Genomic DNA, 17,597 nt, shown 5'->3' with positions numbered 1-17,597 from the left:
ATCTGCCTTGCCTGCGTTCATCCGGGCACGAGCAAACCGGCCAGCCCTGCGTCAGAACACCGATGCCCCTTCATCGGCGCGTCCGGCAAACTGGCGGAAGGCGCGGAACAGCTCCCGGCCCACGCCATGTTCATTGCCGGAAAGATCAGGGCGTTCTGCCATACGGCTGTCCAGCGTTTCCGGATCAAGCAAGACATCCAGCGTACCCTTGACCGCATCCAGGCGGACAAGATCGCCATTGCGGATCTTGCCGATCACGCCGCCATCGAGTGCCTCCGGCGTGACATGAATGGCGGAGGGCACCTTGCCGGATGCTCCCGACAGGCGTCCATCGGTGACAAGCGCCACACGCTGTCCGCGATCCTGCAGCACGCCAAGCACGGTCATCAGCTTGTGCAGTTCCGGCATGCCATTGGCCTTTGGCCCCTGATAGCGCACGACCGCAACAAAATCGCCGGTGAGATCGCCAGCCTTGAACGCAGCCTGCATTTCCGCCTGATCATTGAAAATTCTGGCTGGCGCTTCAATGACATGGCGGTCAGGCTTCACGGCCGAGACCTTGATGATGGCATTGCCGATATTGCCGGTCAGCACCTTGATGCCGCCAGATGGCTGGAAAGGTTTGCTGATCGTGGTGAGAACCTTTTCATCGCCGCTTTTTTCCGGCACAGGCTCACGCAGTACCGTGCCGTTTGGCCCCAGTTTCGGTTCAATCGCATAGGCGCGCAGACCTTCGCCCCAGACAGTGCGGACATCTTCATGCAGGATGCCACCGTCAAGCAGCTCGCGAATGAGGAAGCCCATGCCGCCTGCGGCATGGAAATGGTTCACATCGGCAAGCCCGTTCGGATAGACGCGGGCAAGCAAGGGCACAACATCTGAAATTTCCGAAATATCGTGCCAGGTCAATTTGATACCGGCAGCGGCTGCCATGGCGATCAGGTGGATCGTGTGGTTGGTTGAACCACCCGTGGCATTGAGCCCGATCACGCCATTGACGAAAGAGCGTTCATCGAGCATTTCGCCGATCGGGGTATATTCATTGCCAAGGGCAGTGATGGCGAGCGCCCGCCTGGCGGCTTCGCGTGTCAGGGCATCGCGCAAAGGTGTGCCGGGATTGATGAAGGAGGCGCCCGGCAGGTGCAGCCCCATGATCTCCATCAGCATCTGGTTGGAATTGGCCGTGCCATAGAAAGTGCAGGTGCCGGGGCCGTGATAGGATTTCGACTCCGATTCCAGCAGTTCGGCGCGGCCCACCCTGCCTTCGGCATAAAGCTGGCGGATTCTGGCCTTTTCATCATTGGGCAGGCCGGAAGTCATTGGCCCGGCCGGAATGAACACGGCCGGCAGATGGCCAAAGGTGAGAGCGCCAATGATAAGGCCCGGCACGATCTTGTCGCAGACGCCAAGATAGACTGCCGCATCAAACATGTCATGCGACAGGCCAACAGCGGTTGCCATGGCAATCACATCACGCGAGAACAGCGACAGTTCCATGCCGGCAAAGCCCTGCGTCACGCCATCGCACATGGCTGGAACACCGCCTGCAACCTGTGCCACGCCGCCTGCTTCTCGCGCGGCCTGCTTGATCAGTTGCGGAAAGGTTTCGAACGGCTGATGCGCCGACAACATGTCATTATAGGCAGTGATGATGCCAAGATTGGGCACCACATCGCCGGCAAGGGCTGATTTGTCATGCGGCCCGCAGGCGGCAAAACCATGGGCAAGATTGCCACAACCAAGCATGGACCGTTTTGGCTTGCTGGAAGCGGCCTCCCGCACCCGTGCCAAATAGGCCTCGCGGGTCGGCTTTGAACGCTCCCTGATACGTGCGGTAATTTCCTGAATGCGTCTATGGGCGGAACTGGACATTGGCTTTACTCGGTCTGGCAATCTGCCTGATTTCATGGCTGACATTTCGCCCGGCCCGACAGGCCATGCGAAAGCTGGAGCAGTTCCTGGAAAAATGGGAACCCGTCCTTTGATCCGGAACTGCGGAAAAACAATATGTCAGAGCAATTCAGCGTTTCCGTGACTATCGCGATTGCTCTAGTTGGCATAATAAACCTGAAGCGGATGCCTGGCATGATGCAGCACTGCCCGGATGGGCATTTCGTGCTCGTCATCGCCGGCAAGCGCCTTTTCAAACACGACGTTCTTGTCGGCCCCTTCAATATGCAGCACGAGAAGCTGCGCTTCGATGAGCAGGGGCAGGGTCAGCGTCAGGCGTTTTTCGCCGGCACCCTCGGCGTGGATGGGCAGCACAAGCGCTCGCGTGGTTGGGTCGATTGCCTGATCAAGCCTGTCGGCCCTGGGAAAGAAGGAGGCCGTATGCCCGTCAAGCCCCATGCCAAGCAGGACCACGTCAAACGGACGGCGCAACCCGTCAATGCGACTGGATGCGGCAAGGGCGGCGGTATTCACCGTGCTTGCGGCATTGCAAAGTCCGACAAAACGCGCCACCCGGGCATGTTCGCGCAGCAGATGGTCGCGCACCAGTTTTTCATTGGATCGCTCGTGATCGACCGGCACAAAACGTTCATCAACCAGTGTGATAGTGACGAGATTCCAGTCGATCGGCTGGCGTGACAGGACTTCAAACAGGCGGATCGGCGTATTGCCGCCCGAAACCGCCAGAATGGCATGACCACGTGTAGCAATGGCATCCGCAAGCTTGTTTGCAACAACCTCGGCAAGGCTCTGTGCCAGTTCTGTGCCAGTGGTGAAATCATGCCGTTCTATTGTCATGCCGTTCCTCATGGTTCCAGATCAGAAAGTTGCGTCTATCATATCAGACCAACGATCATATCTGTGCATTGATCCTGCGCAGGGCGGTAAAATCAAACACTTTCGTGCCAGGTACGGCCATCCCGTTCAATCAGCGCGATCGATGCCGACGGGCCCCATGTGCCGGCCGTATAGCCCTGCACGGGTTGGGCATTCTGTTCCCAGGCATCCAGGATCGGATCGACCCATGCCCATGCAGCTTCCACCTCGTCACGGCGCATGAACAGGGTCTGATTGCCGCGCACCACGTCCATCAAGAGCCGTTCATAGGCGTCCGGGTTGCGCTCATTGAAGGATGTCGCAAAGCTCATGTCGAGCGGCACATGGCGCAGACGCATGCCGCCCGGGCCCGGATCCTTGATCATCAGCCATTGCTTGACGCCTTCATCCGGCTGCAGCCTGATGACGAGCTGGTTCTGCATGACCTTGCCCGCACTTTCACCGAAAATCGAATGCGGGATCGACTTGAAGGTGACAACGATCTCCGAAACGCGTGCGGCAAGCCGCTTGCCGGTGCGCAGGTAAAACGGCACGCCCGCCCAGCGCCAGTTGGCAATCTCTGCCTTGATGGCGACAAAGGTTTCGGTATTGCTGCTTTCGGCATTGAGGTCTTCGAGATAGCCCTTGACCGGCCCGCCAGCCGAGGCGCCGGCACGATACTGGCCGCGCACGGTGAGGTCCTCGACATTGGACGTATTGATCGGCTTCAGCGAACGCAGAACCTTGACCTTTTCATCATGCATGGCATCGGCCTCAAGCGAGGCAGGCGGTTCCATGGCAACAAGGCAGAGAAGCTGCAGAATATGGTTCTGCACCATGTCGCGCAGCGCGCCGGCCGTATTGTAATAGCCTGCACGGCCTTCCAGGCCGACTTCCTCAGCCACCGTGATCTGCACATGGTCGATATGGGCATTGTTCCATAATGGCTCGTAAAGCGCATTGGCAAAGCGCAGTGCAGCCAGATTCTGCACCGTTTCCTTGCCGAGATAATGGTCAATGCGGAAAATCTGGTCTTCGTGGAACACGCTGCCCAGCGTGTCATTGAGTATCTTTGCCGATTGCAGGTCGCGGCCGATCGGTTTTTCCACGATGATGCGGGTTTCGCGCGTGATCAGCCCATGCGCTTTCAGCCGCGAGGCAATCTCGCCAAACAAGCTTGGCGCAACCGCCAGATAAAAGGCGCGAATCCTTGCCGGCTTCCTGCCGATCAGGTTTTTCAGCGTATCCCAGCCTTCATCGGATTTTGCGTCAATGACAGTATAGCTGAAGCGCTTGACAAAGGTTTCGACTTCCGCCTCGTCGATCTCGTCCGGCTTGACATGGGCCTTGATCGCATTGCGTGCAAAATCCTGATACTGTTCTTCCGTCATCTGGCTGCGTGATGCGCCGATGAACCGCGTCGGTTCGGTCAGTTGCCCCGCACGCTGGCGCTGATAAAGCGCAGGAATCAGCTTGCGTTCGGCAAGATCGCCAGTGCCGCCAAAAATGATGCAATCAAAAGGCTCTACCGGTATGGTCTGGCTGGTCATCCTTCGCTCTCTTCCATCTGACGCAAATCACTTGCCTCGTCGCCGTGGATCAACTTTATCATGATGCGGATCAATGACGACAGTTATGTTTGACGCGTAGGGACTGTCTATAATCTAATCGATTTAAATTCAACAGATCTGCGTCTGTAACCGATAAGTTTTGCAACAAAACCGCATATGGCGCATATGGAGCCAGTTTCGACAGGCCAGATTAACCGCTTATCCATATATGCTGTGTTCATCATCCAATATGTTGGCCTGGACAGGCGCGTTTCAACGGTATGCAGACAGGAACAAACCTGACCGGCATCCACCGGCAAAGGAGGACAGATGAAAAGACTTCAGGACAAGGTTGCGATCATCACTGGGGCAGGCTCTGGCTTTGGCTCCGGCATGGCGCGCCGTTTTGCCGCCGAGGGCGCAAAGGTCGTGCTGGCTGACATCAATATCAAACGCGTCGAGGATGAAATGGCGGATATCGGGGCCGCGGCAATTGCGGTACAGGCCGATGTCTCGCGCAAGGATGACATGGAAAAGCTGGCGCGCACGGCTTATGAAGCCCATGGCCGCATCGACATCATGGTCAACAATGCCGGCTTCACCCACCGCAACCAGCCGCTTTATCAGGTAGACGAGACGAGTTTTGATCTCATCACGGCGGTCAACATGAAGGCGCTTTATTACTCATCGCAGATCGTCGTGCCGATCATGGAACACCAGCGCGGCGGCGTGATCATCAATACGGCTTCGGCAACCGCACTGCGCCCGCGCAAGGGGCTTGCCTGGTATTGCGCCTCCAAAAGCTGGGTGGTGGCGGCCACACGCGCCATGGCGCTGGAACTTGCAGACAAGAATATCCGCGTCAACTGCATCTGCCCGGCTGAAAGCGACAGTGATGCCCTAGGGGTTTTCCTGGCTGAAGATACGGCCGAAGCGCGTGCCGAACTGAAGGCAAGCATTCCGCTGGGGCGCTTTTCCAGACAGGAAGATGTGGCGGAAGCTGCCCTCTGGCTTGCCTCGGATGATGCTTCCATGGTGACGGGCACCGCACTCAGCATCGATGGCGGCTATACGATCTGAACCGTGCAGCCCGGGCCTTGCATTCAGGACCGACGCAGCACGCTCAAATTATAAAAGGCGCCAAAGGCCATCAGCATGCAGGTGCCAAGAAACACTGCCTGCATGCCGAAATGGCCCCCGACAAAACCGCCGGCAACCGGGGCCGGCAACCTGTCCGACATATTGTGACGAGACGGAATAACCCAGAACACCACCGGCAACACGATCCGGCACATTATGCCGGATGACGGCGGAAATGCAGGGCAGGAGCCCACCCAGTGCCAGCCCCATCAGAAAGCGCAAGCCAATGAGCTGCCAGGCTTCCTTGACAAAGGCCTGTGGAATGAGAAGCAGGGCAGCAACGCCAAGCGCGCCAATGATGATGCGGCTGTGGCCGATGCGGTCGGCAAGCCTGCCAAGCCGAGAGGCGGACAGAATGCTGCCCAGTGCAGCGGCAGCCATGACCAGGCCGGAGACAAAGGTGACACTTGCCTGATCCTGCATCAGCTGCATCACATAGACGGTAATGATCGGCTCGATCGACATATTGGCAAACATCAACAGCATGCCGGTAAACAGCATGGCGATGACCGGGCGCTTGTCGGGTATGGCCGACCAGATGCTTTCGGTTTTTTCGCCTTTCGCGCGCTTTGGTGGCACACGTTCTTCGCGGATGAGAAAGGTCGTGGCAAGGAAGGTGAGGAAAATCACCCCGCCGGCAAGCCAGAATGTGGCGCGAATGCCGATGATGGGCGGCAGCGCGCCACCAAGCAGCGGGCCCGCCAGATTGCCGGCCATGATGCCGGCAGACAAGGCACCCAGAGCCCAGCCGGTCTTTTCCTTCGGCGTTTGCGTGGCGACAAGGATCATCGAGCCGGAGGAATAGCCGCCGGCAATGCCGACAAACAGACGCAGCCCCACCAGCTGCCAGATATTTTCCACCATGCCGATCAGCGACATGGCAATCGCCATGCCAAGGCTTGCGCGGATCAGCATCAGCTTGCGGCCATAGCGATCGCCAAGCCTGCCCCATAAGGGAGCGACCAGTGCCGCCGACAGGAATGTCGCGCCATAGGCAATGCCAGACCATTGCACGATGGCCGCATGGTCTTCCACGCCAAGCTCCTCGACATAAAGCGGCAGGAACGGCAGAAGCAGCGACATGGCGACCAGGGTCGTGAATGACCCGATCAGACACACAGCCAGATTCTGCTTCCAGTAACGTTCCGTGCTGAAGTCGATAGCTGACCCGGTTTGTGCGCTTGCCGCGCCACTATTCTGATTATGCACTGCAATTGTCTTTATGATGGTCGCTCATGATTGTTGATCATGCGCGGGCTGCTCGTCTGCCTCGACTTCGACTTCCAGCGAAATCGGATTGAATGCAACGACCCGGACACGGGTGCCTGCGGCAAGATCGGGGCCAGTCACACGCCACAGCGTGTCATTGATGCGAATGCGGCCGCGGCCATTGACGATTGTCTCGTCAAGGGTTGCGCGCATGCCGATCAGCTGCTCGCCGCGCTGATTGATGAGCGGATCACCGGGGCTTGTCTGCGCCCCCAGAAAGCGGCGGCCAATGACAACAATGGCGACCGACAGGATCAAGAAGGTGATGACCTGCGCCTGCCAGCCAAACCCGAGAGAGGCGGCAAACAGGAATGCAAGCGTGCCGGTCATCAGGGCCGCAAGACCGAACCACATGAAGAAAATGCCCGGCATGATGATCTCCAGAATGAGCAGAAGAAGACTGGCAAGAAACCAGTTCCAGAGCCCAAGCTGTGTCAGATAATGGATGATCATTTCTGCTCCTTCTTGCGCGGCCCGTTCAGCTGCCCTGGCGTGACAGGCGCAGACCTTGCGCCTGATTGATGAAGCGGTTTACGCCAGGGACAGGCCGCTCAAACCTGTCTGCCGCTTGGCGGCACACTACCGCGCCGGGGAGGCGTGGCAGCCTCGCCAGAGGATTGCTTGTTATCGCCAAATACCTCGCGCGCAATCGCGCCAATGCCGCCGAGCGAGCCAATGAGTGAGCTTGCCTCCAGAGGCATCAGCACCACTTTCTGGTTCTGGGCGCTGGCGAGATTGCTGATCGCTTCGGTATATTTCTGCGCCACGAAATAGTTGAGCGCCTGCACATTGCCATTGGCGACCGCTTCGGAAACCATGGTCGTTGCCTTGGCTTCCGCCTCTGCCAGACGTTCGCGCGCTTCTGCCTCGCGTTTGGCAGCTTCCAGTTTGCCTTCCGCTTCAAGGATCTGCGCCTGTTTCTGGCCTTCAGCGCGCAGGATCTGCGCATTGCGATCGCCTTCGGCTTCCAGAATCTGGGCGCGCTTGTCGCGCTCGGCCTTCATCTGGCGCGCCATGGAGGTGACAATATCGGCCGGCGGATTGATGTCCTTGATCTCGACACGGGTCATCTTGATGCCCCATGGGTGCGCAGCCTCATCGACCACGCGCAGCAGGCGATCATTGATCGCATCGCGGTTGGACAAAAGCTCATCCAGATCCATGGAGCCCATGACGGTGCGGATATTGGTCATGGTGAGGTTGAGAATGGCATAGTTGAGATCTGCCACCTGATAGGCAGCCTGAGCGGCATTCAGGATCTGATAGAAGGCCACGCCATCCACACCGACAATGGCATTGTCGCGGGTGATGACCTCCTGCGTCGGAACATCGAGCACCTGTTCCATCATGTTCAGCTTTGCCCCGATCCGGTCAAAGAACGGGACAATCAGGTTCAGGCCTGGCAACAATGTGCGGGTATAGCGGCCGAAACGTTCAACCGTGTAATTATAGCCCTGCGGCACTGTCTTGATGCCGGCGAAGATGGCAGCCAGCACCAATGCAACAAGAAACAGCAGTGTAATGTCCAAGCCACTCATCACTCTATCCATTCGCCTTCAAGGAATTGCTCTGGCAGTATAAGGCAGAAACAGGCCTAAACCCATCCCTGCAATTCACGGCGCACAAGTGTTTCCAGTACGCGCATGCCGTCCTCACTGTCATTGAGGCAGGGAATATGGCTGAAATTCTCGCCACCCTTGGCAAGGAAGGCTTCCTTTGCCTCATGGCCGATTTCATCAACCGTCTCAAGACAGTCAACGACAAAGCCCGGATTGAACACGGCAATCGATTTGACACCCTGTTCTGCCAGAGCCTCGACCGTATCATCCGTATAGGGCTGCAGCCATTCTTCCGGGCCGAAGCGCGACTGGAAGGTGGTGCGCAGCATGTTTTCATCCATTCCCAGACGCTGGCGCAACAGCCGCGTTGTTTCGTGGCACTGCCGGAAATAGGGGTCCCCCTTGTCCGAATAGCTTTTCGGAATGCCATGATAGGAGGCAAGGATGACTTCCGGCTTGAAGGTGAGAGTGGCAAGGTGCTGTTCGATCGAGCGGGCGAGCGCCTCAATATAGACGGGCTCGGCCTCATAGGACGGCACAATGCGGATAGCCGGCTGGAAACGCCTTTTCATCAGCGTTTCAAAGAACTTGTCATTCACCGTTGCAGTGGTCGTGGCGGAATATTGCGGATAGAGCGGAAACATGACAATCCGCTCGCAGCCCTGTTCCAGCAGCCGGCTGGTGACGGTCTCGATCGACGGCTGGCCATAGCGCATCGCCCAGTCGACCATGACATTGGGATGATCCGACAGGGCCTTGGCGAGTTTTTCGCCCTGCGCGCGCGTATAGGTACGCAAGGGCGACTCGTTCTTTTCATGGTTCCAGATGCGATCATAGAGACGGCCGGAACGCTTCGGGCGCGTATTGAGCACAATGCCGTAAAGGATCGGATACCAATAAAGACGTGACCATTCAATGACGCGACGATCGGAAAGAAACTCGGCCAGATAGCGGCGCATCGGGGCGAAGCTCGTGCCATCCGGCGTTCCGAGATTGACCAGCAAGACGCCAACCTTCGGCAGTCTTGGTGCATCAGTCTGGCACTGACCTTGCGCTGCGGCACCGAGCGTTTCTGTATTTTCAAGCATTTTATTCTCCTGACCCGCCAAAACTACCGACAAATTGCGAAAATGCAATCATGACGATAATGGTCAACTATTGGCGAGCCAGAAAGCCACTGGATAAGTGGTCCTCAATGCGGATTTGCCCGCGCAGTCATGCCTCAGGCGCGGCGATTGAGCGAGAAATGCGCGCCGGTCGAAGAGGTGCAGTTGAGCTGTGACGGAGAAACCAGAGCACAATTGACGCGCGAAACCGTGCCGCGCACCAGCGAGCGCATGTCGATCTCAACCAGCTGCGGCGACTGATATCGGTAAGAGCCTTCAGCAAGCTTTTCGTTGGTGTCGGTCGTGCGCGTCTCAAACACACCGCCATTGAACGAAGACGTGATGCCATTGGCATCAATCCAGCTGCCTTCAATACCCGCAGGCGTCCGATTGACCACTGGCACGCCGCCTCCCGCCGGGCCGCCGGTCTGGCATGCAGCAAGCACCACAGACATGGCCCCCAAACTCGCGATGAGACTAAAGCGCTTCATATCCATACTCTCCGTCAAAAATAGAGTCTTCCTGCTTGATGTATGGAAATGCGCGCGATGACAAGTCTTCATTGCATGGATATGCCCGCTTGCTGATCAATTTATCCGACATGGTGCAACTTCGCCGCGCTTTCATGCGGACTGGAATCGGGAAGAAGCAACACAATCAGCTGCGGACAGGCAGAATGCACCCGCCAGACGGTTCTACGCGAACCGCCTGGCAACCTCCGGCAGTAGGACGGGCTTTACCGTTGCACTTGTCATTATCCCCATTGAGGCTCCACAGCCAACCCGGCCTTATCAAGCCGGGCCCCATGGACGATCATGCCCATCATGGGCGGCCTGCCGGCAGTCAATGCACCAGAATATTGCGGAACTGCCACGGATCCCTGGTGTCGAGGTCTTCCTCGAACAGGGTGTTGCGACCTTCGAGCGGCGTCCAGTCGGTATAATAGCCTTTTACCGGCCCCAGATATTGCGACTGCACCTCAAGGCAGCGGCGATAATCCATCTCGTCGGTCTCGACTATGCCACTTTCAGGATTTTCCAGCGCCCAGACCATGCCGGCCAGCACGGCAGAGGTAACCTGCAGGCCGGTGGCATTCTGGAATGGCGCAAGCTTGCGCGTTTCCTCGACGGAAAGCTGTGAGCCATACCAATAGGCATTCCGGCCATGGCCATAGAGCAGGACGCCAAGCTCATCAATGCCATCGAGAATTTCGTTCTCTTCCAGAACATGCTGGACAGGCTGCGCCTTGCCACCAGAGCCGAACATTTCATCCAGTGACAGGATCGCGTCATTGCAGGGATGATAGGCATAATGGCAGGTCGGACGGTAATCGAGCTTGCCCTTCTTGTCGCGCAGGGTGAAATAATCTGCAATCGAGATGGATTCATTATGCGTCACCAGCAGGCCATATTGCGCGCCAAGCGTTGGACACCATGTGCGGATGCGCGTATTGGCACCGGGCTGTTCCAGATAAATCGCCGCCTTGCAGCCCTTTTTATGTTTGCGGGCATTTTTCGGCTTCCATTTCTCATGACTACCCCAGCCAAGTTCAGCCGGTTGCAGGCCCTCGGAAATGAAGCCTTCAACCGACCAGGTATTCCAGAAGGTGTTGAACGGTTTCGGCTTGATGGCGCGCTGTGTGTCGCGTTCGGCAATGTGGATGCCCTTGACGCCCACCTTTTTCATCAGCTTTGCCCAGCCATGGCGATCATTCGCCTGCGGTTCGGTGAAATCGAGTTTCAGTTCGGTGGCAAGATCGATAAGCGCTTTCTTCACGAACCACGAAACCATGCCCGGATTGGCGCCACAACAGGAAATCGCCGTCGGGCCGCCCGGACGCTTGCGTTTTTCCGCCATGATCGTTTCGCGCAGCGCATAATTGGTGCGCAAAGCATTGTCGGCCTGCGTATCGAAATAAAAGCCCAGCCACGGTTCGACCACCGTATCAATGTAAAGCGCGCCATGTTCACGGCTTAACCGCATCAACTCAAGCGAACTGGTATCAACCGAAAGATTGACGACGAAAGGCTGGCCTGCGCCAGAATTCAGAAGCGGTGTCAATATTTCGCGATAATTGTCCCTGGTGATTGCCTGCTGGATGAAGCGGATGCCCTTGTCATCCAGAATTCTGCGGTTGGCGTCGCTTGGATCGATCACCACCATGCGGGACTTGTCGAATTTGAAATGGCGTTCGATCAGTGGCAGGGTACCGCGCCCGATCGATCCGAAACCGATCATGATGACTGGGCCAGTAATCTCACCATAGACTTGCCATTTTGATTTCGCCATTTTTTCCCTCTTTAATGCTGCGAAGGTGCAGCGTTCCCCCCGAATTGCCAGGCACTGGCCTTCAAAACCATGACGATTGTACAGGCTTATCTGGTGATGAAAAGATCACAAACGCATGAGCGATGGATACCGGCCATGAAAATACTGCAGAAATCATGGAAATTCATGCAGTTATAAATGAAAATCAAACCGTTTTATTTGATGGCAGGGCTGCTTCGTGCAGCTGCAGATGACAAGACAGGAAAGCTAGAACTGGACAAGCCGCGCCCGGATCATGCCGCGCAGCGAATTGCCGACGAAAATATCACTGGCGTGGAGAAGGTCATCGATGGTCACGATGCTCTCGGTAGTAGCGCCATTGTTCAGAAGCTCGCGTCGCAGCACGCCGTCAAGCAGGCCGGATGACAGCGGCGGGGTGATGCAGGCCGACTTGCCGACGTCAAGAAAGACAGTGGTGATCGTGCCCTCGCACACCTCATCACGCTCATTGAGCAACAGAACCTCATCGATTTCGGCAGGCGAAAATTCTTCCCGTGCCGCCAGATAGGCCTGACGCCGTGTGGTCTTGTGGCGCAGTAGCGGATCGGCGGAATCAAGCCGGGTTCTGGCAATGGCAAGACGCCAGACGGTCATCGTGTCCATTTCCGCATAGGGCGTGCTTGTCAGGCCAATCACGCCATCGGGCGCAAGGGTAAGCCTGAGGCGCAGCGGCTGTTCTACGCTGGTTACCTGGGCAAGACGCTTGCGCACACTGTCCATATCGCAGGCAAAACCAAGTTCCCGGGCGGAGTTTTCCAGACGCGCAAGGTGCAGATCAAGCCGCAATATGCCGCTCAATGGTTCCCAACGCATTGTTTCAATGAGCTGAAAATCCGGCGATGCCGGTATCGCCATCATAGTGCCGGCTTTTGTCCCGTCGCAAACCGTGCCTTGAGAAGACATTCCTCATACTCCGCTTCGGCTGTAGAATCGAAAACCACACCACCACCGACATTAAAGATCGCACGATTTGATGAAAGAAGCGATATGGTGCGGATGGCCACATTGAAGCGCATGCGGCCACCCGGTTCAATCCAGCCGAGCGACCCGCAATAGATATCGCGCGGTTCCGCCTCAAGGGCAGCGAGAATCTTCATGGCGCTGATTTTCGGCGCACCCGTGATCGAGCCGCAGGGGAAAAGGGCGGCAAACAGATCACGCAAGGTGATGTCAGGCCGCAGTTTTGCCCGGACACGGCTGATCATCTGATGCACGGTCGGATAGGTTTCCACCTTGAACAGCTCCGGCACTTGCAGCGAGCCAACTTCGCTGACAAGCGATATGTCGTTGCGCAAAAGATCAACGATCATGCGGTTTTCCGCCTGGTTCTTCGGGTCATGCATCAGGAACTGGCGATTGGCCTCGTCTTCCTCGGGCGTCCTGCCGCGCGGCATGGTGCCCTTCATCGGATGGGTCTCGATCCAGCCATCGCGATCGACCTCGAAGAACAGTTCTGGCGAGCGCGACAGCACTACCGGGCCGGCCAGATTGCACAAGGTCGCATAACGCACCGGCTGACGGGTGGCCAGCTGTTCAAACAGAGCAAGCGGATTGCCGCTCCATTCCACATCGACCGGAAAGGTCAGATTGCCCTGATAGCAATCGCCTTCCGCCAGATGCTGGTGCAGACGTTTGAAACGCGCGGCATAGTCCGCAGGCGACCAGCGCGCCACAGCGTTGAAAATGCGCGTCTCCCCGTGTCCTGTCGCCTGGGCGAGCGGCTCATCCGATGGCCCTTCGAACACGCCGAAACATAAAAGCGGCGCTTTGCGGCCCTGCGGCAGGCAGGCATGCAGTTTAGGCTCCAGCAGATAGCCCGCTTCATAGGAGACATAACCGGCAAGCCATTTGCCATCCGCATGGGCGCGCTGCAGTTCTTCCCATGCGGCATCAAACTGTTCAGGCCGGTCGGCACAGATCAAACGGGAAGGGGCCGCAAACAACACTTCGCAGCCCGCCCTGTCATCCCGAAACAGGATGAATAGTTTGTCTGAACCGACTGGTTTCACGGCGTAATCAGGCTTCCATCTCTTCCAGTTCGTCAATGATGCCTTCGATGACCGAAAGCCCCTTGTTCCAGAAATCCGGATCGGTTGCATCAAGCCCGAACGGTGCCAGAAGCTCCTTGTGATGCTTGGTGCCGCCAGCCTTCAGCATTTCAAAATATTTCTCCTGAAAACCGGCTTCGGCATTCTGGTAAACTGCATAAAGCGAATTTACCAGGCAATCGCCAAAGGCGTAGGCATAGACATAGAAGGGCGAATGGATGAAATGCGGAATATAGGTCCAGAAGGTTTCATAACCCGGATTAAGCCGCACCGCATCGCCAAGGCTTTCGCGCTGAACATCCATCCAGATTTCGCAAATGCGATCCGACGTCAGTTCGCCTTCGCGCCGTTCGGTATGAACCCGCCGCTCAAATTCATAAAAGGCAATCTGGCGCACGACCGTATTGATCATGTCCTCGGCTTTTTGCGCCAGCATGGCCTTGCGCTCACGCTTGTCCTTTGTTTTGGCCAGAAGCGAACGGAAGGTCAGCATTTCGCCAAAGACGGAAGCGGTCTCGGCAAGTGTCAGAGGCGTTGATGCCATCAGCGCACCCTGTTTGCCTGCCAGAACCTGATGCACGCCGTGGCCAAGTTCATGGGCAAGGGTCATGACATCGCGCGGCTTGCCCATATAGTTGAGCAGCACATAGGGATGGGCAGACGGCACGGTCGGATGGGCAAAGGCGCCCGGCGCCTTGCCGGGGCGAACCGGTGCATCAATCCAGTTGTTGTCAAAGAAACGCTTGGCGATGTCTGCCATTTCGGGCGCAAAATTGCCATAGGCCGTCAGCACGGTTTCACGTGCCTCATCCCACGGGATAAGCGCCTGCGGCGTTTCGGGCAAAGGCGCATTGCGATCCCAGTTTTCCAGCTTTTCGAGGCCCAGCCATTTTGCCTTCAGCGCATAATAGCGGTGTGAAATGCGCGGATAAGCGGCCTGAACAGCCCTGGACAGGGCATCCACCACTGCGCGTTCGACACGGTTGCTGAGGTGTCTGCTGTCGGCAATATCGCTGAAGCCGCGCCAGCGATCGGAAATTTCCTTGTCTTTTGCCAGCGTATTGGTGATCAGCGTAAACAGACGCAGATTTGCGCCAAAAGTGCGCGCCAATGCTTCGGATGCCTTCTTGCGCACCGCGCCATCAGCATCCTGCAACATGTTGAGCGTTGGTTCGATGCTGAGCTGTTGCCCATCGACATCAAAGCGCAAACCGGCCATGGTCTCATCAAACAGACGGTTCCATGCGCTGAATCCCGTCACCGACTTTTCATGGAAAAGCTGTTCCAGCTTGTCATCAAGCTCATAAGGCTTGTCGAGACGCAGATCAGTAAGCCATGGGCGATAATGCGCAATATCGGCATTCGCATTCATCGCCTGTTCAAGTACTGTGCCATCGATGCGGTTGATTTCAAGGCTGTAGAAAATCAGATGCGTGCTGGCATCGGTCAGTTTCTGCTGCACGTCGCCAAACAGTTTCATGCGCTGTGGATCCGTGGTGTCGCCATAATAATAAAGGCCGGCATAGGATCCGATGCGGCCCATGAGTTCGTTCAGCGCCTCGAATTCCCGGATCGACTGGGCAAAGGCACCGCCATCGGCCTTTGCCAGTTCACCTGCCAGCTTGCCCTTCCAGCGTTCTTCAAAAGAAGCCGCCTCGCGCATGGCCTTTTCGATATCCGCCTTCAGTTCCGCACTGTCTGGGCCAGGATAAAGGTCTGCGAGATTCCATTCCGGAAGATTGCCCAGATCCGGTACTGCTGCCTGACCCGTCTGCGGCGCCCATGAACAACGATTGGCAAACCCAAGATAAGAAAAATCATTTGCAGCAATTGTCATGACATTCTCCTGTTTCAGGACGCCGCAACAGCACCTGTTGCGCCCGGATGTCTGCAGCGTCGTGCGTTCCTTGAGCCCGCACAGGGCACTCCAGACTCTGTGCTGGCAAAGCGTGATTTACGAAAGGCGATTCTGGTCTGCACGCCCCTGCGCCAGAGCATCCCTTATAGACCGAAATAATATGAAATGCTCTAAGTTTTTGTTTTTACGCATGTCTTTATTCAGGACAGCTTGCAATTCCGATCAGATATGCGCAGTCCATCCGTTTTGCAACAGCCGGGAATTCGTCCTTGCTTGATGGCACTTCCTGCATGCCTGACAGCAGCAGCAGGAAAATGTGGGCAGGTGGCATGAATTCCATCCGGCCATTCGTGCTTGCAATGGATGATCGATTTACACCAAACAGGTTGCATCCCCCGGAACAACAGCAGAAAGTCCTGCCACAGAATCAGGCCTTAACCGATGGCAAGCAAGAATGAGCGCACGCATCCTCATAGTCGACGATGACCCGATCCAGCGGCGCAATCTGGAAATGATGGTCCTGCGCCTTGGATACAAGACAATCCTGGCTGACGGCGGCATCAGCGCCTTGACCATCCTGAACCAGCGCAAGGATATTTCGGTGGTTCTGCTGGATCTTTCCATGCCGGATCTGGGCGGCAAGGCCGTTCTGGAGAACCTGCAGAACGCAGGCAATACGGTGCCGGTCATTGTTCTGCCGCAGGATCAGGAAATCGGCAAGGTCGGCGACACGCTGAAACTGGGCGCGCTCGATTTCATTCCAAAACCGGCCATGTTTGAGCGCGTCAGCGTTTCACTGCTGAATGCCTTGCGTGTCAATGCACTTACCCAGGAGATCTATCGCGCCCGTCTGGCCGGTCAGCCACGCCTGCAGCTCAGGGATCTGGTCTGCCACAGTGCCGAGATGGAAAGCGTCATCAAGCAGGCGCGCCATGTCGCACAGATGGATTCCGCCATCCTGCTGGAAGGCGAAATGGGCTGCGGCAAGGAAACACTTGCTCGCGCCATTCATCTTGCCAGCAAGCGGCAGGGCGCGCCCTTCATCGTGCTCGATTGCCAGTCATTCCAGACCAGGCGGTCACAGGACACGATCACGAGGAACACAAGGAGGGGGCAGCAGATCGAAAGCTGCATCGAGGAAGATCTGGCAAAGGCCAATGGCGGGGTTCTCCTGCTGCGCAATGTCAGTGAACTGCCGATCAAGGTACAGAAGCAGCTATATGCTCATATCTGCATCATGCACCACAATCCATCCAGCTATACGATTGATGACAATGCGCTGGATATCAGGGTCATCGCGACATCGATCAAGCCCTTGCGGGATCTGGTGCTCAAGGGCAAGTTCTGTGCGGAACTCTATGAATTGATTTCCGATTCCGTCATTTCGCTGCCGCCCTTGCGCCTGCGCAATCGCGATATTCCGGCCCTGGCGCATATGTTTCTGCTCAAATTTGCCCTTGAGGAGCGGCTGAGCCACATCACCGGCATTTCACCGCAGGCCATGGCCCTGTTGAAGGAACATGGCTGGCCGGGCAATGTGCGCGAGCTGAAAAATGCCATCCACCGCGCGGTTCTGCTCTGCAATGGCGGTGAACTGACGGTCGAGGATTTTCGCCATCTTGACCCGTCCGTTAAAAAAAAGACACCTTTGTCATCATTGGAACGCCAGCTCGAAGCCTTGTTGAAGGCACCATGCGGTATCGACCAGGACGGCAATGTCAAATCACTGCCTGCAGTTGAAGCGGAACTGATCAGATATGCCCTGAACCGCCATGAGGGGCAAATCAGCAAGGTGGCGCGTCAGCTTGGGATTGGCCGGACGACTCTCTATCGCAAGATAAAGGAGTATGGCATTGATGTGGCTGCATTCGCGAAAAAATAAATTATTTGCCTGTAGTTGAAAAATCGCGCCGCGCGTCTTTGCGCACCCTCCGAAGGAAATTTTAACATACTGATATTGTTATAATTTTTAA

At 56.6% G+C, this 17,597-nt stretch carries 12 protein-coding genes and 2 pseudogenes; 2 read left to right on the top strand and 12 right to left on the bottom strand.

Features of this window, described 5'->3' with window-relative positions; genetic code table 11:
- Positions 1–51: 51 nt before the first annotated feature.
- From edd to zwf, 3 genes are all read right to left on the bottom strand, one after another.
- Positions 52–1,872, bottom strand: coding sequence for a phosphogluconate dehydratase (gene edd, locus ACFO1V_RS04810; RefSeq protein WP_374831366.1), 1,821 nt, complete (start codon positions 1,870–1,872; stop codon positions 52–54).
- Between the two features lie 177 nt (positions 1,873–2,049).
- Entirely contained in the window at positions 2,050–2,748 is a 699-nt protein-coding gene (gene pgl / locus ACFO1V_RS04805; protein WP_374831368.1) for a 6-phosphogluconolactonase, read from the bottom strand.
- A gap of 92 nt (positions 2,749–2,840) precedes the next feature.
- Positions 2,841–4,316, bottom strand: a complete 1,476-nt coding sequence (zwf, locus tag ACFO1V_RS04800; RefSeq protein ID WP_374831370.1) for a glucose-6-phosphate dehydrogenase — start codon at positions 4,314–4,316, stop codon at positions 2,841–2,843.
- Between the two features lie 330 nt (positions 4,317–4,646).
- Between zwf and ACFO1V_RS04795 the strand changes: the two genes are divergently transcribed.
- Positions 4,647–5,396: a glucose 1-dehydrogenase gene (locus ACFO1V_RS04795; protein WP_374831372.1), complete on the top strand. Its 750-nt coding sequence runs from the start codon at positions 4,647–4,649 to the stop codon at positions 5,394–5,396.
- A 23-nt stretch (positions 5,397–5,419) separates the two neighbouring features.
- Here ACFO1V_RS04795 and ACFO1V_RS04790 read toward each other — a convergent pair.
- From ACFO1V_RS04790 to ACFO1V_RS04750, 9 genes and pseudogenes are all read right to left on the bottom strand, one after another.
- A pseudogene (locus ACFO1V_RS04790) lies at positions 5,420–6,665 on the bottom strand (multidrug efflux MFS transporter).
- Positions 6,666–6,689: 24 nt separating this feature from the next.
- On the bottom strand, positions 6,690–7,178 hold the full coding sequence (locus ACFO1V_RS04785; RefSeq protein ID WP_374831374.1) for an NfeD family protein: 489 nt from the start codon (positions 7,176–7,178) through the stop codon (positions 6,690–6,692).
- Between the two features lie 98 nt (positions 7,179–7,276).
- On the bottom strand, positions 7,277–8,263 hold the full coding sequence (locus ACFO1V_RS04780; protein WP_374831376.1) for an SPFH domain-containing protein: 987 nt from the start codon (positions 8,261–8,263) through the stop codon (positions 7,277–7,279).
- Between the two features lie 56 nt (positions 8,264–8,319).
- A pseudogene (gene hemH, locus ACFO1V_RS04775) lies at positions 8,320–9,309 on the bottom strand (ferrochelatase); the annotation flags it as partial.
- A gap of 197 nt (positions 9,310–9,506) precedes the next feature.
- The gene (gene omp10 / locus ACFO1V_RS04770; RefSeq protein ID WP_374831378.1) at positions 9,507–9,881 is read right to left on the bottom strand and encodes an outer membrane lipoprotein Omp10; all 375 of its coding nucleotides are present in this window, start codon (positions 9,879–9,881) and stop codon (positions 9,507–9,509) included.
- Positions 9,882–10,233: 352 nt separating this feature from the next.
- Positions 10,234–11,679, bottom strand: a complete 1,446-nt coding sequence (locus tag ACFO1V_RS04765) for a homospermidine synthase (protein ID WP_374831380.1) — start codon at positions 11,677–11,679, stop codon at positions 10,234–10,236.
- A 246-nt stretch (positions 11,680–11,925) separates the two neighbouring features.
- Complete coding sequence (locus ACFO1V_RS04760; RefSeq protein WP_374831382.1) at positions 11,926–12,621, bottom strand: aminotransferase class IV family protein; 696 nt, start codon at positions 12,619–12,621, stop codon at positions 11,926–11,928.
- Positions 12,573–13,727 (bottom strand): aminodeoxychorismate synthase component I, encoded by a 1,155-nt coding sequence (locus ACFO1V_RS04755; protein ID WP_374831384.1) that lies wholly within the window; start codon positions 13,725–13,727, stop codon positions 12,573–12,575. Before ACFO1V_RS04755 ends, ACFO1V_RS04760 begins: the two co-directional genes overlap by 49 nt.
- A 7-nt stretch (positions 13,728–13,734) precedes the next feature.
- Entirely contained in the window at positions 13,735–15,603 is a 1,869-nt protein-coding gene (locus ACFO1V_RS04750) for a M3 family oligoendopeptidase (protein ID WP_374831386.1), read from the bottom strand.
- Between the two features lie 475 nt (positions 15,604–16,078).
- Here ACFO1V_RS04750 and ACFO1V_RS04745 point away from each other — a divergent pair, with 475 nt between their 5' ends.
- Positions 16,079–17,506: a sigma-54-dependent transcriptional regulator gene (locus ACFO1V_RS04745; protein ID WP_374831388.1), complete on the top strand. Its 1,428-nt coding sequence runs from the start codon at positions 16,079–16,081 to the stop codon at positions 17,504–17,506.
- Positions 17,507–17,597: the final 91 nt, after the last annotated feature.

It is taken from the genome of Daeguia caeni, from assembly GCF_042653845.1.
Classification (GTDB): domain Bacteria; phylum Pseudomonadota; class Alphaproteobacteria; order Rhizobiales; family Rhizobiaceae; genus Brucella; species Brucella caeni.
Note: the sequence above shows the minus strand (reverse complement) of the source record. Positions and strands in the feature narration are given on the sequence as shown.